Annotated in this window: 13 protein-coding genes, 1 pseudogene and 1 CRISPR repeat array; of the genes and pseudogenes, 7 read left to right on the forward strand and 7 right to left on the reverse strand. The window is 66.4% G+C overall.

The features are described from left to right. Window positions 1-109 precede the first annotated feature (109 nt). A complete protein-coding gene (locus tag AC0VX6_RS06650; RefSeq protein ID WP_475467781.1) occupies window positions 110-1,306 on the forward strand; it encodes a DNRLRE domain-containing protein in 1,197 nt (398 codons plus the stop codon). An 882-nt stretch (window positions 1,307-2,188) separates the two neighbouring features. After that, window positions 2,189-2,706: a CRISPR direct-repeat array (repeat unit 29 nt; unit sequence GGGACCATCCCCGCGTGCGCGGGGAGCAG). 1,066 nt (window positions 2,707-3,772) lie between these two features. Beyond that, a complete protein-coding gene (locus AC0VX6_RS06655) occupies window positions 3,773-5,218 on the forward strand; it encodes a plasmid pRiA4b ORF-3 family protein (protein ID WP_475467782.1) in 1,446 nt (481 codons plus the stop codon). Window positions 5,219-5,488: 270 nt separating this feature from the next. Here AC0VX6_RS06655 and AC0VX6_RS06660 read toward each other — a convergent pair whose 3' ends face one another. The 5 genes from AC0VX6_RS06660 to AC0VX6_RS06680 all read right to left on the reverse strand — a co-directional run bounded on the left by AC0VX6_RS06660 (window position 5,489) and on the right by AC0VX6_RS06680 (window position 10,788). Further along, window positions 5,489-7,567 carry a hypothetical protein gene (locus AC0VX6_RS06660; protein ID WP_475467783.1) on the reverse strand — a complete coding sequence of 693 codons (2,079 nt, stop codon included), beginning with the start codon at window positions 7,565-7,567 and terminating at the stop codon, window positions 5,489-5,491. After that, complete coding sequence (locus AC0VX6_RS06665; RefSeq protein WP_475467785.1) at window positions 7,564-8,712, reverse strand: 5'-methylthioadenosine/S-adenosylhomocysteine nucleosidase family protein; 1,149 nt, start codon at window positions 8,710-8,712, stop codon at window positions 7,564-7,566. Before AC0VX6_RS06665 ends, AC0VX6_RS06660 begins: the two co-directional genes overlap by 4 nt. Next, window positions 8,709-9,440 carry an NUDIX hydrolase gene (locus AC0VX6_RS06670; RefSeq protein ID WP_475467787.1) on the reverse strand — a complete coding sequence of 244 codons (732 nt, stop codon included), beginning with the start codon at window positions 9,438-9,440 and terminating at the stop codon, window positions 8,709-8,711. Before AC0VX6_RS06670 ends, AC0VX6_RS06665 begins: the two co-directional genes overlap by 4 nt. Before the next feature lie 285 nt (window positions 9,441-9,725). Beyond that, window positions 9,726-9,935, reverse strand: coding sequence for a DUF397 domain-containing protein (locus AC0VX6_RS06675; protein ID WP_475467789.1), 210 nt, complete (start codon window positions 9,933-9,935; stop codon window positions 9,726-9,728). Then, on the reverse strand, window positions 9,922-10,788 hold the full coding sequence (locus AC0VX6_RS06680) for a helix-turn-helix domain-containing protein (RefSeq protein WP_475467791.1): 867 nt from the start codon (window positions 10,786-10,788) through the stop codon (window positions 9,922-9,924). The genes AC0VX6_RS06675 and AC0VX6_RS06680 overlap by 14 nt, the downstream gene beginning before the upstream one ends. A gap of 227 nt (window positions 10,789-11,015) precedes the next feature. On the opposite strand from AC0VX6_RS06680, the pseudogene AC0VX6_RS06685 reads away from it, so the two are divergent. The 4 genes and pseudogenes from AC0VX6_RS06685 to AC0VX6_RS06700 all read left to right on the forward strand — a co-directional run bounded on the left by AC0VX6_RS06685 (window position 11,016) and on the right by AC0VX6_RS06700 (window position 14,238). Then, window positions 11,016-11,577 (forward strand): annotated as a pseudogene (locus tag AC0VX6_RS06685) (ATP-binding protein). A gap of 104 nt (window positions 11,578-11,681) precedes the next feature. After that, window positions 11,682-12,059, forward strand: coding sequence for a hypothetical protein (locus AC0VX6_RS06690; protein ID WP_475467792.1), 378 nt, complete (start codon window positions 11,682-11,684; stop codon window positions 12,057-12,059). Window positions 12,060-12,346: 287 nt separating this feature from the next. Next, the gene (locus AC0VX6_RS06695) at window positions 12,347-13,561 is read left to right on the forward strand and encodes an AAA family ATPase (RefSeq protein WP_475467793.1); all 1,215 of its coding nucleotides are present in this window, start codon (window positions 12,347-12,349) and stop codon (window positions 13,559-13,561) included. A gap of 44 nt (window positions 13,562-13,605) precedes the next feature. Next, complete coding sequence (locus AC0VX6_RS06700; protein ID WP_475467794.1) at window positions 13,606-14,238, forward strand: hypothetical protein; 633 nt, start codon at window positions 13,606-13,608, stop codon at window positions 14,236-14,238. Window positions 14,239-14,340: 102 nt separating this feature from the next. Here AC0VX6_RS06700 and AC0VX6_RS06705 read toward each other — a convergent pair whose 3' ends face one another. After that, window positions 14,341-15,981, reverse strand: a complete 1,641-nt coding sequence (locus AC0VX6_RS06705; RefSeq protein ID WP_475469272.1) for a DNA recombination protein RmuC — start codon at window positions 15,979-15,981, stop codon at window positions 14,341-14,343. 216 nt (window positions 15,982-16,197) lie between these two features. After that, on the reverse strand, window positions 16,198-17,982 hold the full coding sequence (locus AC0VX6_RS06710) for a hypothetical protein (protein WP_475467795.1): 1,785 nt from the start codon (window positions 17,980-17,982) through the stop codon (window positions 16,198-16,200). 694 nt (window positions 17,983-18,676) lie between these two features. Between AC0VX6_RS06710 and AC0VX6_RS06715 the strand changes: the two genes are divergently transcribed. Further along, complete coding sequence (locus tag AC0VX6_RS06715) at window positions 18,677-20,383, forward strand: hypothetical protein (protein ID WP_475467796.1); 1,707 nt, start codon at window positions 18,677-18,679, stop codon at window positions 20,381-20,383. The last annotated feature ends 135 nt before the right edge of the window (window positions 20,384-20,518 follow it).

Here is a 20,518-nt window from a genome sequence, read left to right on the forward strand (position 1 = left end):
TGTGGGGCGCTAGGGGAATTTGGTAAATTCCTCGTGGCTGAAGCGGGATGTGAACGTTTCTCCTGAATTCTTTTTCGGTCATAGCTGGAATGTGTAGGCACCACCCGTAATGCGTCGTTCCCTGACCCGTGCGACGGCGGTCTGTGCGGCTTACGCCCTGGTGCTCGTGCTGGGGGCGGCCGCTCCCGCCACAGCTGACGAGGGCGTCCCCGCCACCGCCGACGGCTCCGCCGTCCCCGGAGGACACGGTGCCTCGGGGGAGCGGAGCGGTGGACCGCGCGGGAGCGACCCGGAGACGGAGGGGACCAGCGGCCCGGCCGGACCCGGGGCCGCGTCCGCCACCGACGGTCCTTCCGCCCCGGCGCGCCCCCACGGCGAGTGGACCGAGGTCGAGAGCTCCTCGTGGACCTACGTGGACCGCGCCTTCCCCGACCGGGCCCACGACGGAGCCGAAACCGCGAGCGTGGGCACCGGACGCCTCGAATGGGACCGGAACTACACCCGCCGGGCCCTGTTCCGGTTCCCCGTCGCGTCCGGCCCCGGGGCCGTCGTCGACTCCGCGGTGCTGCGCACCGAGGTGGCGTGGTCCTACGACTGCGGCAGCGACTCCTTCGTGCAGCTGCACCGGGTCGACCCCTTCGACGAGGGGGCCACCTGGAACGACCAGCCGCGGGCACGCGCCCTGCTCGACACCCGGGGGATCAGGGGCGGGCGGTCCGCCTGCCCCGTGCCCGGCGGCGTGGAGTTCGACCTGACCGAGGCCTACCAGCGGGCCGTGGACGCCGGAGAACCCCACATCCACCTCCGGCTCGGCGAACGCGACGAGTCCGGGACCACGGCCTGGCGCCGCTTCGACGTCGAGGACCACCCGCCGGTGCTGGTGGTCGACCACAGTACGCCGCTGTCCCCGGACGCGACCGCCGACCCGAACGCCCTGCGGAGCGCCCCCGAGGAGGGCGCGGCTGGCGACGGGGCGGCCGACGACGGGGCGCCCGGCGGGCGCGCCGCCGTCCATGGGGAGGGCTCCCCGGACCCCGCGCCGACCACCCGGTTCGCGCAGGGACTCGACCTCTTCGGCGTCACCGCTTCCGGGGTCCGTGGAGGCCACGACACCCGCGTTCCGGACCTTGTCTCGGCTGGCCGCCTGCCGGGCGGGGGTGAACGGTTCCGTCCCCGGCGGGGGAGACGGACCGGCCGCCCCACCGCCGCGGACGGCCACCGGAGACGGGACGGGGACACGCCGCCCAGGGTCCGGGGGCCACCGGACACCGTCCGGTCGGAGACCGTTTCGGTCCACCGATCATGAATGAGGAACCGGTTGACGGACGACGGCACCCGCCTTTCCCGGTGCGTCATCCAGTTGGGTGCGAGGACGCACCGGCGGCAGCCCGAGGGGGTCGGGCTGGCCGCTCCCGGAGCGCCGCGTGAGGTGGGCGGAGCTCGGAAGCGGCCACGGAGCCACGCCACCGCCGCACCGGCCACAGGGCACGGTGGCCGTCTGCGGCGAGGGCACGGTTCCGTGCCGGTGAGAGAGGTGCTCGTCCCCGATACCGGACGCGTCCACGGCAGGGCCCGGCAGGGGGCTCCGCCGCCGGAAGCCGCAGCGGCCCGGAACCTCCTGTGTGCATGGGCACCACCCGGGAGGACACCGGGCCGCCATCGGCGTTCGCGGGCAGGGGCCGTGCACTCCACTGTCAGCGGGCGACAGCGCTACCCGGGTGCGGCCCGAACTGACCGACAGCTGACAAGGGTTCCTCCTCCTGAGCTCACTTCGGCCCTGGAGGCCCGGGCGGGGCGGTGCGCAGATGCGCTGACACGGTGGGGAATCGGAGCGCGGGGGCGGGGCCGAGGACACCATGGAGAGCCCCGACGCGGTGCCCTGTTTCATCAGCGGGGTGGAGGAGGGAGTGGAGGAACTGGCGGATGGTACTGACAGAGAGATTTTGTCAGCGCTGGAGTGCCTGGATAGGTAGGACGAATGCCTGCGCTGCGCCTGATGTCAGCCGATCTTTCCGCTGGAGCGGGATCGAATTTGCGACCCTTTATCTGTCTGTCAGTCTCGGGAAAGCACGTCCGTGCGCGCAGGGAGTACTGACAGCGTTTCTGTCACCGGTGCTGACAGAGCCGGAAGCATGCCTGTAAGCGTCAGAAATCACGCCAGCCCTGCTGGCGCCGCGCTGACAGAACGCGGACCATCCCCGCGTGCGCGGGGAGCAGACGAACCGGGTGGGTTCCAGCGTGGGCTTCGGGGGACCATCCCCGCGTGCGCGGGGAGCAGTCCACCGGGGTATGGCCGCCCGGCAGTAGCAGGGGACCATCCCCGCGTGCGCGGGGAGCAGCGTGACCCACGGTGACCTTCGGTGCTTCCATGGGGACCATCCCCGCGTGCGCGGGGAGCAGCGGAGGAGGAGGAAGAGACGCACGAGCCCGAGGGGACCATCCCCGCGTGCGCGGGGAGCAGGGTACCAAGATCGACGACCAGACCGGGCGGCTGGGACCATCCCCGCGTGCGCGGGGAGCAGCGCCGGACCGGGGGTTCCAGCATTCATCCGGAGGGACCATCCCCGCGTGCGCGGGGAGCAGGGCGGGATGGACGAGGCCTTCCGGGGGTGGGGGGGGACCATCCCCGCGTGCGCGGGGAGCAGTTGGCCGTGTGCATCGCCGCGGGGGTGCACCCGGGACCATCCCCGCGTGCGCGGGGAGCAGAGTCAATGACCTGCGAACTTACCGGTGGCAAGCATCCGTTTTTCCAACTTCTTTAAAAGCAGACACACGCACCACTGGCACTAAAATCACCAAAAACATCATAAACCACTCAAAAACCACAACTTCGTTGTCCGGCTCACCAGACCTCAGCGGTGCTCGAAGACCTCGAAGACGATCCCCCCACTTGGAGCCGTCACTCGCAAGGCGACCACTCAGCAGGATTCAATCACGCACGGAAGGGATCCAGGACACCCAACAAGAACGCAGCGGACAACTCACCCTTCCTCACGTGCCCGAGCATGGACACCACCCAATATCCGGCCTGCCCGAAGCACTGCCCGCGCGAAAAGCGCTTCCCCTTGCACCGCGGCCGCGTCCCGCGCGCCTCGGCCAGACACACCACCGGCTCCTGTACCCGTCGACACCTTTCCCGGCCCTTGCCCCTGGCCGGGCACCAGCGCTCCCGCCCCTGACACCGCCGTCCCCGTCCCACATCCACATGGGCACGCCCATTCCCCACCAGAACAGCCACTCCACTCACCGGATTGGACATCCCCGCAGGCAGAACCTCCCGTGCCTCGTCCCGGCCCGGCCCCTCTCTCACCCCGGTAAGAGGAAGAAAGACGTGATAAGTCGGGGCATGAGAACGAACACCCCGTACCACCTCTGACCTGCACTGTCAGCACCATCCACCCTGTTCGCACGCTTAGGCGAACACCTGACGAACACCCCCGCCGCCACTGACAGCCGAGCTCCACGCGGATTTTTTACTTCCGCATGCGCCGGCGGTTCACTTCTCATGGGCATTGACGTTCCCGACGTTCCCGGTGTCCACGACGGGCCACGATCGCGTCGAACGTTTCCGGCTCTTGGGTACCCGGCTCCATACTCCATGGTCGTCGAGGGCGCTTCCCGGCGTGGTGGCGGGCCACCGGACATGTGGCCCTAAACCTCGGGACGCCCCACTCCGGGCAGTCCACTGGATGCAGGACAGCACGCGGCACCGGTTACGGGCGACCCGCGATTCCCATGAGAGGGACGTCTGGTTCCTCGGTACTCTGCCCCCGTGCGCGATCACGACGGACCCGACAACGTCCCTGATGAGTCCGAACGTCTGCCGTGGGACTCGGCCGACCCGTTCACCAGCCCCGTGCCCTCGTCCCGGCGGCGACCGCGCCGCGACGAGGCCGTCGTCTACCGGGTCAGTGCCGAGCTCACGGGTACCGAGCCGCCCGTCTGGCGCGGGCTGGAACTGGCCTCGGACCTGTTCCTGAACGAGGTGCACGCCATCCTCCAAGCCGCGTTCGGTTGGGAGGACTACCACCTGCACCGCTTCGGCAGCGGTCCCGACTACTACAACGACGACACGGAGCGCTACCTGTCGCCGTTCGATGTGTCTGAGGGTGAGACCGGTGTCCCCGAGGAACAGGTGAGGCTGGACGAGGTCCTGGTCGACGTCGGAGACCGACTGTTCTACGTCTACGACTTCGGCGACGATTGGGAGCACCTGCTCACCCTTCAAACAGTCCTGCCCCGCGACGCGGACACCGCGCGGGCCGTGTGCACGGACGGAGGCAGGCCCGCGCCTCCCGAGGACTGCGGCGGTGCGCCCGGGTACGAACTTCTCAGTGCCGCCACCGACACCGGGCACCCCGAGCACGCCGAGGCGCTCGCCGAGTACCGGGAGGCCTTCGGCGAGGACCCCGACCCGGACCGGGCGCCGGTCCCGTTCGACGCCGACGCGGTCAACCGGACCCTGAGGGTGGTGTCCGAACCGCCCCCCGGAGACCTTCCCGGGTCGGTCGTCGGGTTGCTCGGCTCCGTGCGCGACCCGCGGGTGCGGGGGCGGTTGCTGTCCCTGGCCGCCGAGGCGACCTCGTCCGGAGACGAGGAGCCGAGCACGGCCACCGTCCGCGCCGCGGTGGGTCCCTACACCTGGTTGCTGGACCACGTCGGCGACGACGGGGTGAAGCTGACCGGATCCGGGTACCTGCCTCCGGCCAGTGTGGAGGAGGCCGCCGGAGCGCTGGGCCTGTCCGGGAGCTGGATAGGCGCGCTCAACCGGGAGAGCCAGACGCTCCCGGTGCTCAACCTGCGCGAGTCCGCGCGGAGGATGGGACTGGTGCGCAGGTACAAGGGGCGGCTGCTGCCCACCAGGGTGGGCAGGGAGGTGCGCGACGACCCCCGGGCGCTGTGGGACCACCTGGCCGCACGGATGCCGCCCGAACCGAAGCCCGAGGTCGAGCGGGTGGGGTGCCTGGTGACGGTGCTGGCCGCGGCGGCCGGGAGCCGGGACGTGCCCGGAGAGGTCGCGGAGGCCCTGACCGGCCTGGGGTGGCGGATCGGCGAAGGCCTGCCGGTGGACTCCCTGGCGGCCAGGGACACCGCCCACGAGGCGTGGGTGGTGCTGGACGTGTTGGGCGGGTGGCCCAAGGGTTCTCTCGCCCGTGGGATCGCGCCGACGGCGCGGGGCAGAGCGTTCGCCCGCGCGGCCCTGCGGAAGACGGGCTGAACGTCAAGCCCGCCGCTGCCCCGACAACCCAAAAGCCCCTGACAGTTGCGCGCTCGCGCTTGTCAGGGGCTTTCGTCTCTGCGGTGGGTGACGGGACCCGGCCTGTGGTCGGTAAGCGTTCTGAACCGCGAGCACACAAGGAGTTGCGGGTGGTGGGCGAGTGCCTTCACCCGGTTGTGCTGCGTTGCTCCGGATCCCGCTGGGAGATGTGCACCCTCCGGGTGCGAGCCTTGCACCGCCGTGGTGCGCCTGCGCGGACGCACCGGAGGCTCACGGTACGGGAGCCGCCGGGAGCGGTTGCGTTGATCGCTCGCGGCGGACCTTACCGTTCCGTGCCGGTGCGGCGGCACCCGCGTCCGAAGGGGCATCGGTCTCGGGGCGCTCGGCCGCGAAAGCGGGTGGAGGATCCGTCGCGCGTTCGAACCACGGTTTTCCCTCGGCGGCCATACCTTCGAGGATGCGGAGCGTGTGGGAGAACCCGGCGGCGTCGAGATTGATGTCCGATGCCTCGGTCTGCGGTTCCTCGTCCCCTTGGTTGTGAACGGGAGTGTCGGATACCGGGATGCTCTTGGCCGGTCCGTTGGTCAGCGTGATGTTCAAGGTGTAACGCCGTGCACTCTTGATCTGCACCTGGACGGAGGAAAGCGCGTCGAAGCGGTAGTTGTCCCGTTCGCTGCGGTGCCACCGTGCCCGCTCGAAGTCGAGTTTGGCCGTGGCCTCTCGCACTCCTTCGTTGGTGACCAAAAAGACCCTGATCTCGTACTTCGAGTGGCGCCAAGGCCCTCTCGGTACGCTGGCCGACTTGCAGGGACGGTCCGGTGTCGGGAGGAAAGCGTGGGTGGTGACCTCAGACCAGGCCAGGCGGTGGTGTTTCAGGGCCTCGTTGAGGATTAGGGTCTTATCCGCGTTCAACCAGGCCTCCATCTCCGTTTCCGTGGGCATCAGCGCTTCGAGCTTGCCCTTCCACCGTTCGTACTCGGCTTCCCGCGCGGTGAGGACGGCCTCCCGTTCCCAGTTCTCCTCCCTGTAACGACGGTGTTCACTGTGGATCCTCAACCACAGGGGAATCGTGAACCTGCCGACGACCACAGTCAGGAGGACACAGCCCACGGTTGAGACCGGTGACTCCTGGAACGCGATACTGAGGGTCGTCATGGCCGCCGCCGTCGAGAGCAGACACAGGATCACGCACCGTGCTTTGGCCGCCGTTCCCACCGCGTGGATTTCCTCAGGCTCCAGCGGCAGGCCCTTGGTCCAGCGCCGACGAACATCGCGCACCATGAACCGGATCAGCCAGTTCACTGCTCCGTTGCGAACACTGCTCTCCCGGTAGACACGGGCGACCTCATCACGCAGAGACCGGCGTACGCCGATGGTCTTGCTGAGCCACTCGTCCCTGTTCTCCGGTTCGGGGGCGTACTTGGCGAAGTAGTGGTCGAACGCGCGCTCCACATGATCGGCGAAACCGCGCTCGGGCGGACGCATGCGCGAGCGTCGGTAACCGTACTCCTGTTCCTTGGCGATCCTGCGCCGGTGTTGGTGGTTCCAAAAGGCGATGTGCCAACCTGCGGCGGACCCGAAGACGAGCATGGCCAAGCAGGAAATCAGCGACGACAGGCTCCCCTGAGCCAAGGCGGACTTCATCACGACCGTGACAGGGAAAAGGAACGTGCTCGCCAGTATCAGACCTCCGAAGACATCCCGGAGGGCGGTGGATTTCGGCCTAGGCCTCCTGGCCCTGGCCCTGGCGGGTACGGGTTCGAAGTAGGCCCAAGCCCGGTCGACCCGTTCGTTGGCACGTTGCTCCAGTTTGGCGCCCTCCCGGATCTGGTGCCACACACCCTGCTTCATACTTCCGGTGAGTACCAGACCGAGATGGCGCAGAATCAGGTCGCGCTGCATGTTGGGAAGAGCGTCCAAGCGGATCATCGTGTCCGCTGGGTCTCCACCGGAGCCGTCTATGCAGGACAGGAGCGCGAAGACGATGTCCAGGCCCCGCCACCACTGGTTACACCCTGCCGGTGTCCGCCGGGCTGACAGCTCTCCCAGGACCGTGCGGTCCTCCTTGGTGAGATCCCGGTAGGAGCGCTTGCTGAGGACGGCCAGAGCCCGATGGAAATGGATCTCCGGGCCGTCGAATCCGCGAGCGTAGGCTCGCTCAAGGTGCTCCCTCGCTTTGACCGGGACTCCGTCCGCGAGGTAGCGGCACCCGACTTCGTAATCACGTTCAGGCGGGTCGTCGGGGCCCACTACGTAAATGACGGAGTCGTGCACATGGCCGGCCTGAACCCCGACGTAGGAGCCGGATTCGGCGGTGTTGACGGTGTCGGCGGTATCAGGCCCGCTCATGAGAGTCCCTTCACCGCGGTGATCAGCGTCGCGACGTGCGCGGCCAGCGACGCCAGGTCGCCGAGCAGCCCCCGCAGGCGCTTCAGGGCCAGGACCGAGGTCTTCCTGCTCTCGGGCGTCCCTTCCTCGATTCCCTTGTCGGCGATGTCGATCTCGGCCGACGCCGCCTCGTGGGTGTCCTCGTCGATGCATCCCGCAGAGTGTTCCCTCGCCAGTTTCTCCCTGAGGGCGGCGAGTTCGTCCGCGATCCCGCTTCCGCTGGACCCGGGTGCGGCGAAGGACACGTGGAACGTGCTGTCGCGCACGTGACCCGCCTGGACGCCGACACTTCCGTAGGCGGTATTGGTGACGTTTCCTCCGTCACCGGAGTTGCTGTCCTTGCGCATGGTGGGGGACTCCTCCTGCCCTATGAGTTCTTCCGCGAGGTCCAGGGCGAAGGCCGCAGCGTTCGCGGCGGCGACCGGCTGCCATTCGTGGTCCGCCTCGCTGGCCTTCGTGCCGTCGGCGCGGTCACTGATGCCGCGCACGATCGCCACCGGTGCGCCGCTCAGATGTCCGGCCTGGGAGACCCCGGCGCCCTCCATCTCGATGGCCAACGCGTCGTTGTAGGTCTGCCTGATCCACTCGGCCTCGCGGGAGATACGCGAGTTCTGCACGATCTCTCCGGCGGCGATGGGACCCAGGTGCGCCTGGGGGCGCGGCCTCTCCGGTGGTGTGTGCCGGGACCATGTGCCGAGCCTGGCCAGGTGTGCGGCCGTCTGGGCGATGCCGTGCGGTGACTCCCACGCGCGGGGCCGGGCCTTGAGGCCGTCGTCCTCGCTGGTTCCGCCGTGGTAGGCGTACACGTGCGTCGCCACGACCACGTCACCCAGCGGAGGCGTGTCCCACAGGGCTCCGGCCACGCCCACGAAGAGCACCGCGGCCGGTGAGAACTCCTGGACGGCCCGCTCGACCAGAACCGCGGACGACTGATTGCCCTTGCCGGTGAGTCCGAGGACGACACGGCCGTGGCCGCCGGGCAGTGTTCCGATCTCGAACCGTGTGCCCCTGGGATGCAGGTGCGGTTCCGGGGAGCGGAGCCGCTCCCGCACGGCCTTGTACTCCAGGTTCAGGGCGGTCAGCACCACTACGAGGTCGTCGCTCATTCTTCGTTCTCGTTCCGGCTCGGGGGCAGGGGCCGCATCATCGGAGGGCGCAGTACCTGTTGGGGGCCTGCTCGGAAGAGGCGCGCGGGGCGCCCTTTGGTCACGCGTCGGTCCGAGACGACCGGGGTGAGGAAGCCCGTCACCGTCTGGACCTTGCGGTAGAAGTTGCGCGGGTCGAGTTCGAACCCCCACACCGCCTCATAGACCCGTTGCAGTTCGGCGATGGTGAAGGTCTCGTCACAGAAGGCCGTGGCCAGCGAGGTGTGCTCGATCTTCGAGCGGGCGCGTTCCAGCCCGTCGTCGAGGATCTGCCGGTGGTCGAAGGCGAGCCGTCCGCGGCCCGAGGAGAACTCCTCGACGGGACGCCAGGAGGCCGCCGAGGCGTCGGTACCGGCCTCGGGCTCTGGCAGGCCGGGTGCGATGGCGAGGTAGGCGACGGAGACGATGCGCCCCCGCGGGTCCCGGCCGGGGGTCCCGTAGGCACCTAACTGCTCCAGATGGAGCTCGGTCGCGTCGAGGTTGGCCTCTTCGCGCAGTTCCCGACAGGCGGCGTCGAAGACGTCCTCACCGGAATCGGCGATGAACCCGCCGGGCAGGGCCAGTTCGCCTTTGTAGGGTTCGATGCCTCTCTCGATGAGGAGGACGTGGAGGGCTGAGGACCTCAGGGTCAGGATGACCAGGTCAACGGTCAACAGCACAGGGGGCGGTTGCCAGGTTTCGTTCGGCATGCGCTGAGCCTAGCTTCCTGTCAGATCGACAGGAAGCGTTTTTCAGAAATTGGTGCTCGCGGCCATTTGTTTTGTTGATGTGTGTAGAGAAACCCTTGTTTTTAGTGTTTCTGATGTTCTATAAGTACTTTTTGGGGTTTTTCTGTGGTCGGTTAGCCGGAGTTCGGGTCCCAGCAGGAGAGCAGTCCTTGCCTGCCGCCAGGTGAACGTAGGTGAGTGCGGAAAGACGAGGTGCCCGGTCACTGCCAGGGGAAGGCAGTGACCGGGCACTGTTGTGTCTATCGGTCAGCGGGAGAGGGCGGCGGAGAGGAAGCCGCTCCACTCGGTGGCGGGGAAGGGGAGGTGTCCGGCGTCGGGGTGCTTGGAGTCGCGAACGGCCGTGCCGCTGTAGCTGCTCTTGCGGAAGCTCGTGGGGATGTGCGCGACCTCGACGCAGTTGACACGGTCGCTGCTGTAGCTGGACTTGAAGAAATTCAAGTTCTCAGACGCTCTCATGCTGTTCGTTCGACTCCAGGATGTCTTGGATGAATCCAATGGTGCGTGATGTTCTCAAGGCAGCTGCGTTCAGGTGCGAAAAGACCGTCACAAATCGCTGCACGGAATCTGATTCTTGGACAAAGAGGCTATCGGTCGCCGTCTCGGTGTACACGAGGCTGGGGTCGAGTTCACCAGGGAAGTCTAGAAGGACGAACGAGCCGGACATCCCGGCGTGCATGCCCGCGCTGAAGGGGAGCACCTGGATGTCGATGTTGTGGCGTGTGGCCATGTTGAGTAGGTGCTGAAGCTGGTCACGCATGATGCTCGGGTCGTCCAGTTCGCGTCGTAGCGCAGCTTCGTCGATGACTGCCCAGAGGCGAGGTGGCTTGTGGCGTCCCAGGATGTGTTGGCGCTGCATCCGGGCATCCACATGGCGTTCCGCTTCGGCTTCCGAGTAAGCACCTCCACCCATGAACACCGCTTTGCTGTACTCCGGAGTCTGGAGGAGACCAGGGATGACCATGCACTCGTAGGAGCGGATCATGGACGCCTCGACTTCGAAGTCCGGTAGCGCGTTGCCGCCGAAGACATCCTTGTAGCTGGACCACCAGCCTTGCTCCTTGGACTCGCGGGAGAGTTCATGGAGGGCGGCCCGGATTCCGTCCGGTGCTTCGTACAGGTCTGCGAGGGCGTCGATGTCACGTGCCTTGATGCGTCGTGCCTCGGCGTTTTCGATGTTGCTGAGCGTGGAGAGCGGTACCTTGGCCTGTTTCGCTGCGGCGGAGAGCTTGAGGACATGTGTCTCCCGCAGTCGCCGCAGCTCACGGGCCAACCTTCGGCGGCGCACAGTGGGGCTGATGGGACTCTGCATGAGGAGAACCTACTCTGGTTTTCTGCGAAATTCGAAGTGATGCGGTTGAAGTCTCGAAATTCGTAGAGCACTATGAAGATGTGGTCAGTGACTGATGGATCACACAGGGTTCATGTCGGTCAGGCTACGCCTTGCCCGTTCCGCGCATCACGGCATCCGTGAGACTTCTCCAACGGGCACCACGAAACCCCTGTTCACCTCGTGCCATGCCAAGGAGTGTGTTCGTCATGCCCGCAACCCTCCCGGCTCCCGTGCCCGTGCTGGGTGAGGCCACGGTGCCGCTGTCCAGCTTCATTCGGCCCATGCACCGCCACTACTTCACCCGCTGCGCCGAACGCCCGAACTACCGCCTGCGCCGCTACGACTTCGCCGGGACGCCGGCCGTCATGCCGCTGGTGCGGGCGTTCCTGGACACCTGCGCCGCCGCCAAGCCCGCCGACTACCGGTACCTGTTCACCCTGCTCGGTAGCGAACTGGCCAACAACAGCATCCGCCCCAGCCTCTCCGGCCGCCCCGGGGGGCACCTACACCCTGCTCGTGCACCGCCACCGCACCGGGCTGCACCTGTCCTGTCGCGACCGGGGTGGCCTGCGCGACAGGGACGCCCGCCTCAAGTCCAACCCCGACGGACTGAACCTGTCCGCCGAGTCCGGGCGCGGCCTGGCCCTGGTGGACGCCTTCGCCTCCGAGTGGGGCGACAACGGCAACGCCCACTACCGCACGGTCTGGTTCCACCCGGCCTACGACCTCACCGGAAGCCGCTGGAACTCCGACAACCGAGACGACTGACCTGTCGGTGACATGAGACGGGCCCAGGAGAGCGCGCCAACGCTGCTTCTGGGCCCTGAACCCCCGAAACCTAAACCGTTGCATAAGTAAGGAAAGAGGATCTGATGCGTAACCCTATCCCCTCGCCCCGGCGCCCCGACGACTTCCGCCCCTTCCCGATGCTCCCGCGCCGCACACCGCTCATCGGCCTGGCCTGCCCCTCCTGTGACCACCCCTCCTGCCGGACCCGCCGCGCCCAACGGCTTCCCCGCCTGGGCGGCCACCGCGCCGAGTTCGCCCGCGAGCACGCCCAGGCAGCGGCCGCCCAGGCCCGCAACCGCCACCTGGTCATCTGGTGGGGTGAGGCCACCCAGTCCTTCTGGATCCCCGGTCCGGCCGGGCTGACCGAGGCCGCCGACATCGACGCCCTCCTTCCGGCCCTGCGACCGCACGGCATCCTGGACACTGACCCGCCCGCCACTCGCCCCTGGTTGTGCGCCTGACACGGAGCGTTCTCGGGAAGGCACGCGTCAGCGCGGCCTCGCGGGATAAAGTCCCTGGTGAAATGGCTTGCTCCCCGCGCACGCGGGGATGGTCCCTACGCGACTAGTCGCGTAATTCGACTGCTCTTGTGCTCCCCGCGCACGCGGGGATGTGCACTACTTACTAAGGTGCTTAGGATTACGCGCCCAGGGGGCTGCGCCCCGCGCACACGGGGAGGACACCCCACCCACCACACCTCTTTTCTTCTCTGGGCGGGCTGGAACGACGACAACGAACGCTGGGAGCTATGCACAAGCGCTTGCTGGAACTCGAAGTCCAGAACTTCCGAAGTCTGCGCCAGGTCCGTATTCCGCTTGGGCCGCTCAACGTCCTGGTAGGACCCAACGGGGTCGGCAAGACCAACCTGCTGGACGTCTTCCGGTTCCTGGCCGACATCATCCAGACCGACATCGAACCCGCTCTGGAAAGCCGCGGCGGTTTCGAGAGCACAGCCTTCCGCGGCGGGAGCAGGCCCCCCTCCAACATCCGTATCCGTCTCAAGGCGACATGGACGAAGCACAGCAGCTCCAACGCGCCCGATGAGTACGCGCTCCAGATCACGAGGCGTCGCAGGGACGGCAGGGACGCCCTTTCCCGGAAGGAGAGCTTCCAGTTCAAGAGGACCAAGGGGCGCGGGCGCCGCATCACCATCCAGGGTGAGAAGGCCCAGGTCGTGGACACGCGCAGGAGCGAGGCCGAAGACACGGTCACCCACTCGATCGGCCTGCAACGCTTCAGCAGCGGCCTGTCGACCTTGCCGCGTCTGAGCGACGACGCCGGAGGCAGTGAGGTCGCCACCTTGGCGGAAGGGCTCGCGGCGTTCCGTGTGTTCGACGTGGACGTCGTCTCGGCCCGCTTTCCCTCGCGGTTCTCCTCCGGCACCCTGGCCGGGACCTCGCTCATGGAAGACGCCTCCAACCTCGCGCTCTTCCTGTTCACCATCAAGAGGAACGACCTCGGCGCATGGCAACGGCTGGTGGCTGACGCCAGGGAGGTGCTGCCCCAACTGGAGGACGTCGACTTCGACTTCCCTTCCGGGGCGGCACGCGAGGTCATCGTGGTCCTCCACGAATCCGGACTCCGTGTTCCCACTCAACTGGCCGACGCCTCGTACGGAACCATCCGACTCCTCGGTCTCCTCGCGCTTCTGTACGACCCGCACCCGCCAGCTCTGACCTGTATCGAGGAGATCGACCACGGACTGCACCCCCAGGCGTTGGAACTCCTCGTGGAACGGATACGCGAGGCGAGCGAGCGGACCCAGTTCCTCATAGCCACCCATTCGCCGGCATTGGCTGACAGACTCAGACCAGACGAACTCATCGTCTGCGAACGGGACGATGACGGGGCTTCCCAGATCCCGGCGGTGAGCCAGGAAAGGTTGGAGGCCATCGTGGACCGGAGCGAAGGCCTTCCCCTCGGAGAACTGTGGTTCTCGGGGGTCCTGGGCGGTGGTCTGTGAGTGGTCGGTATCAGCAACGACGTAAGGGCAGCAACCGCTCCGTCGTGGTGATCGCCGGTGAGGACCGCAACGACCGGGAGAGCTTGAAGACCCTCCTGGAAGAGGAACAGCCCGGCCTGCGCGGCAGCGTCGTGCAGATCGGCGACCCCGTCCGCCTACACAAGGCCACGGGAGCAAACCTCACCGAGCGGGTTCGTTCGATCCTCAAGAAAGCGGAAGGTGTCGCCGAAAAACAGGGGCCGGGAGCCCGAGTCGCCTGTCTTTACGTGCAGGAGGACTTCGACGCCGCTGACGGTTCCGCTTCTGTGGAAGCCCATCGGCGTGTGGAACAGGAGATCCACCGCCAGATGGGCCACGGGCACTACGTCCTTGCCGTGGCCGAGATGGAAGCGTGGATGCTGCTCTTCCCCGAGGCGCTGTCCTCGGTCGTGAAGGCGTGGAAGGTCCCCGCCAAGTACCAGGGCAGGGACACCGGCCGCTTTTCCGATCCCAAGCGGATCCTCATGCGCGAGGTCTCGGGAACCAAGGGGCGCAAATACACCGAGTCAGATGCTCCAGCCGTCTTCCGTGCCATCGTCGAGGGCAAGTACCTGGGTTCGCCCCGAGGCACCAACAGTTCCTGGGCCCGTTTCTGGCGGGACGTCGAGCTCTGCGGGCGGGAACACCTTCGCGACTGACAGGTCCCGCCACGGCCTGACACGCACCGTGCCCACACGCACTGACGCGGCCCTTCCCAGAACCTGTCCGGGAAGGGCCGCGCTGTTCCTTCGCGCACCTGCTCAGCCGAGCGGTTCGGGCTCCGTGGCCACCGACCGCACCAGTTCAGGGGCCGTCACCGCCCTCGGCTGGCTCACCACCGGCTTCAGCTCGACCAGTTCCTTGTTCGTCCGGATACCGAGCTTGGTGAACTCGCGGGCGGTCGGCAGGACGCGCCCCTCCAAAGAGCCGACCGTCGCGTTGTAGTGCTCCACTGACTTGTCCAGGGAACCCCTCAGCCTCCCCAGGTGCTCACCCACCTTGGCTAGGCGGTCGTAGATCTCCCGGCCCAACCCGTGGATGATCTCCGAGTTCTCCCGCACCTTCTCCTCCTCCCAGGACAAGCCGATGACGCGCAGGATCGGGATCAGGATGGTCGGGGTAGCGATCACGACCCTCTTGTCGAGGGCGTACTCGTGCAGGTCGGGTCGCTTGTCCAGGGCAGCCTGAAGCAAGGCTTCGTTCGGCAGGAACATGACGACGAAGTCCGGGCTTCCGGCCACCTTGGTGAAGTACTCCTTGCTGGCCAGTCCGTCCACGTGCTTACGAACGTGCGTGGCGTGCTCGCCCATGAACCTGTCGTACTCGGAGTCGTCGTCGGCCTCCACCGCGTTGATGAACGCCTCCAGCGACACCTTGGCGTCCACCACAATCTTGTGACCGTTGACCAGTTCGATGGTCATGTCGGGGCGAAGGGCCCCCTCTTCGCCCTCCACTGTGACCTGACGCTTGAAGTCGACGTGTTCGTGCAGATTGGCGAGCTCGACCGTCTTCTTCAGGTGCATCTCGCCCCACTGCCCACGGACCTGCGGCTTGCGCAACACCTTGACCAGTTCCTCGGTCTGCCTCCGGCTCCGCACGTTCTCCGCCGCCAGATTCCTGATCTGCTCGTTCAGCTGGCTCTCGGTCGAGGTGCGCCTGCCATCGATTTCGCGGAGCTGCACGCCCATCTCCCGCAGCTTCTCGGTGATGTCCTTGGCGGTCGTGCCCAGCTTCTCGTCAGCGGTGGTGCTCAGCTCCTCCTGGGAAGCCTTCAGCATCTTGGCCATGGTCGCCTCGACCTGTTCGGTCTGGAGTCGGCTGTGCTCCTCCCGGACCTGCTTCAGCTCCTTCTGCGCTGCGGCCACCTCGGCCTGCCGCTTCTCCAGCCCGGCCTGCTCGGTGCGCAGCTTCTCGATGACGGCCTTGTGTTCGTCGATGAGTTCCTTCCGCTGGTCGGCCACCGCCTCCAGCGCGGCCTTGTCCCTTTCAGCGGCGGTCAGTTCACCCTCCAGGCCGCGGAGCCGCTGCCGACTCTCGTCAAGGGACTTCCTCAGTCCCCCCGCATCGGTCGCGGCCCTCTGGTTCTGGTCCCGGGTGGCGTCGAGTTCGGCCTCCAACGCGCCGATCCGCCCGGACGCGGCTTCCAACCTGGCGTTCTGTTCGGTCGCGGCGATCTCCCGTTCGCGCTGCGCGCTCCGGGCTTCGTCGCGCTCCCGGCGCAGCGTCTCGGCCTGGGTGCGGGCCTGGTCGCGCTGTTCCTCGGCGAGCTTCCATTCCGTTCGCAGACGGTTTTGCTCGTCGCTGTGATGGCGGTTCCGGGACTCGGAGCGGTGGCGGGCGAACAGGTAGCCGAGGACGGCGAAGACCGCGGCCGTCGCTGCGAGGAGGGCGAATATGAGCATGGCGTTCACGGTGATTCCTCTAAGGGAAGTGCGCAGACCGGATCAACAGTCTGCGAAGAGGATGGGACCACCGCGTTCCACGGGCTGCCCGGGAAAGGCGGGCAGCGGGTGGAACGCGATGTCTATCACCATAGGGAACTCACAAGTGGGAATGCAGTTGATTCTTTGGTAAGGCCGGTTATCAGGCCGTTTCGACCATTTGCCCTCAGTTGGGAATCAGAAGTTCTCCTGCCACTGCCCCGAGCTGTGGTTCATCAGGGGAAGCCCGTCCGTATGCGTCCCCAACATGACTGACCTGCCCTCGGCCAGCGAGAGGTCGAGCTGTTCGTACAACTGCTCGGTTCCCGTGCCTCGGCTGCCCAGCCAGCCGTTGGACATAAGGGAGATGAAGTCGGTGCCGGTCAGGTACCGGGGAATCGAGGCCTGGCGGATCCGCTTGCCCGTGCTGTGCCCGAGGTCCTCGGTGTGTTCGTGGAGGATCTCGAAGTGCTCACGGGTGAAGTACATGCCCGAGATGAGTTCGGTACCCGCTGACATGCGCGTCTGGGGAGCGCAGAGCTTGATGAAACACGGGGTGTCGACGAGGCGGATGTCCGGGTGCCTGGGCGTGGTGTCGCGGCTCTTCTCGTCCAACTCGCGCATGCGCTTGATCTGTGTGAGGAACCGCTCGTCGATGCTGCTGTACAGGCCCTCCCTGGTCTGGCGCATCGTCTTGTACTGGAGCATGACGAAGTTGCCGCCGTGGGGGTTGTAGTAGACCAGGTCCACACCGGTCTTGTCCTCCGCGGGCGTGCGGTCGATATTGGCCACCAGCAGGGACCTGGACCCGTACTTGTTCTCGAACCTGCGCCAGGCCACGTGGTCGGTGTTGTGGAACCTCCAGCCGGGGAAGTTGGTGGCGTCGAAGTCCACCTGCCACTTCTCCTGCGGGTTGAACCGGCCCCCTTTCCGGGCCCCGGCGAGTCCCGTGAGGAACGGATCGGCTTCGCTTTCCCTGCGCCAGCTCAGCAGGTGCTCCCGTTCGATGTCGAAAGCTTCGAAGAGCACACCGAGCGCGTCGCGTTCCAGCGGCCGGACCGGACGGTCCTCGGTAGAGGGCTCCTCCAGCCTGATCTGCTCTTCGAGCCATGCGATGCGCCGGGCAGCCTCGGGCGACCTGGCGGTCAGCCTCGCCAGAATCTTCTGCCCGGCCACCGGGGTCAGATTCCGGTTGCGGCCGAAGGAGTCCCTGGCGACCTTGCCCAGGTCGGAGAAGAGATCCAGGGGGACCGGCTGTGACAGGCGGGCGTAATGGGAGATCTCGACCTTGCGTTCGAAAGTCCCGGACTTGCCCGAGGGAGCCACCGTTCCCAGTCCCAGAACAGTCCGCGCGTTCCGGCCGGCCCGTTCGTCGATGAACAGGCCCAGATACGTCCCACGCTTCCATTTCTCGTGGGCTCCGCGCACGGCGTACTGGCCGCTGTCGATTCCGTCCCGGCTCAGGAAGTCGTGCATCACGTCGGTGAGCGCGAGGGCGGCGACTCTGGTCTCGGGTTCCTGCGGTTTCTCCACGGGGAGCTGTCCGTTCGCCCAGAACCCGCCGTACCGCTTGGCTGGATCTTCGTAGGCCGCAAGCTCCCGGTCCACCTCCTCCTGCGGCTCGGTGTGCGACACCCTTTTCGTGTGGAGATCCACCAGGGAGAACAGGAGGCCCGCGTTCGGAGTCCGGACTTCCTCGACCAGTTGGAGAGCCCAGTCCGCGACAACCGACACACCGGTGACCGGAGCGCGGTTCAGCCAGTACCGCTGCTCCGGTTCGTCCAGGACGGACAGGAGCAGTGACCAGCCGGCATCGTCGCTCCACTCGACGGATCCGCCGCGAACGCCCTTGGGGAAGGGGGAGCGCAGACGCGCACGCGCCCAGCGGTTCGTAGCCGTGCGGCCGATCTCCAAGCTGCGCAGACTCATCGACCTGGACAAGGCCGCGTACACCCGCCCGACGTAGGGGCTGTGATCGGTCATGTAGTGACGTTTCTTGTGAGGGGGTCTTTCCGGCAGAGCCCGGTTCGGCCCCTCAGTTGTACCCTTTCCCTGTCACAATCAGGACCGCCGGGTTGCGCCCAGCCCCCCGAAGAGGACGTCTGCGACTGTGTCCTCTGGTCCGCCTTTATCGAGGCGAGAGCCCCCCAATGTCTGTGCCAGGCGCGGCAGAACGAGCCGAGCCTGAATAGCGTCGTGTTGGATGGAGCTGCCTCGGGGACGCGCTCGCGTTTTCGACGTACCGCTCGAACATCTCGCTCCCTCGTGGCCGCGTGGCATGGAACGTGGTCGCGTAGACGGCTTCGCCTTCACCACCAACATCTCCCTTGGCGCCGACGGAAATCAGCCCCTCGGGCCCACCAGAACGATGAGCACTCGCAGTCGGTGGCCTGTAGCCGTTTCCGGTGTTCGCAGCGCTACCGACAGCGATCTGGCCAGCAGCGAGGATTGGGATATCGTCATCACCCGGCCGCAGCGCTGCGGATTCTGTTGCGCCCTATCCCGGATTCCGCGTGCACTTCATGCCGGTGGAGCCGACGATAATGGTCACCGAGGAAACCGACACCGAGGCTGAACCTTTCAGGCCGCCCCTTCCTGGACGGGCTGCCGTACCTTTCCCCCAGGCGACGTGGACCACACGCGTCACCATCAAACAAGAGAATCCCACGGAGGACGTATGTCCATACCCCCCCTGGTGCACCGAGCGGTGCTGCCCGTTCGCAGCGATGACGACGTCGACCTGATGGCGGTCGTCCGGCGTTGCACCACCAGTTGGGTGCAGGGCAAGCACCCCGGTGGTAAGCCGCTGTCTGCGTCGGGAATCCACCAGGTGTCCAAGAACTCGACCTTGTACATCGCAAGCGCCTACGCTGAGGACGGCAGTGAGAGCGGCTTACGTTACCGGCTCCGCGACACCTCGCCAGCAGGGCTGTTCCACACAACGGTGACGGCCGTAAGTACTGGTCCGAAGACGGGTTGGGTGAGCGTCGACCTGGAGTACAACCCCACGGACGGGGAAGCGGTGAATCCGGGTCGGCCCCGCTTGATCGGGGAGCTGACCGAGGAACTGCCGCTCCGTGACGGTCCCGCTCCGCTGACAGTCCGCCCCCAACCCATCACTGCACTGCGCATCCACCAGCTCGTCGCTGTACTGACGAACTCGAATCGCCGGCTTCCGTGCATCGTTATCGCGCGGCCGACTCGGCATACAGAAGGCTGGCGCCAAAGGGTCACTCGAACGATCAGGGGGGCCGTCGGATCCGCGTCGTTGTACGAGCTGGAGGATGAGGCGGCATGCAACGCATTGCGCAACGAGCTCGGTGATGTCTTTCGGGTTGCGCCCGGGGCGATTCGGACCTACCTGCCTGACGTCGACATAGAGCTGCCTGCCGACTCGCACCGCCACCGCCTGCTGTCCCAGGTTCGCCTCATGACACCTGACGGTTACGCGTGGAAGAACATCAGTCGAAACGTGCAGGAGCGGGCTCGGTCGGCACCGCTTCCTTCGGCGCTTCGCGGGGCCGCGTTCCAAGATGCCTTCGACATCGAACGCGCTACACGGAATCAAGAACGAGCATCGGCCCGAGAGGCCTCAACGAACGCGGATGCTTCGGGTGAGCTCCGGGATGAGATCGAATACCTGACATCCCTGCTTTCCCTCGCTGACCAGCAGTACCGTGAGCTCAAGGAAAGCTATGATCTCGCCAGCCGACAGGTGGAGTCGTTGGCTGAACGCCATGAAAACCTGGAATTGGAGATCGATGAGGAGATCACTGAACATCTCTCCACACAGGAACAGCTGTCCAAGACCAAGAGTCAATTGGCACGTGTCCAGAATGCACTGCTGAACGGAGCAGGTGGACCAGAGGACGCATTCCCTGTACTCGACCCGGAAGAACTTCCGGACTCCTTCGAGGAATTGCTGGATAACCTTCCGCGTCTACCCCACATCCTCTACACGGGCGACAAGCCCCTCACCCTGGAGCTCGACGAGGTCGCCGGCAGCAAGCGAGCGGTGTGGGCGCGCAAGGCGTGGGAAGCCCTGAGGTCGCTGGACAGCTATGCCCGAGCCAAGAAAAACGGCTTCTCCGGAGCCTTCTACGAGTTCTGCCAGAACCCACCACCGGGAGGCCGAAACTACGCGCACAAGCAGGTCGCGATGTCGGAGAGCCGGAGTACGCTCACCCAGTGGGGTGACGAACGAGTCTTCCCTGTTCCTCTGGAAGTCCATCCCGACGGCGAGGCGCTGATGGAGGCGCACATCAAACTGGACTCGCGCGGCTCCATCTCCCCACGCTTGCACTTCCTCGACTGCACCGCGGACCACGGGCAGGTTGTGGTCGGCTTCATCGGTCGCCATCTCCGCAACACCAGGACCAATTGAGGACCATGAGCCAGGACATGAGGGAGCGTCTGCTCTCCCTTCTGCATGCGGGACCAGAATCGGCAGTATGCCGCCTGACCACTGGCTGAATCGCGGTCAGACCTGCCCCGCGCCGCGAAGGAAACGGTTCTTGCG

Source organism: Nocardiopsis sp. iso_25, from assembly GCF_056173305.1.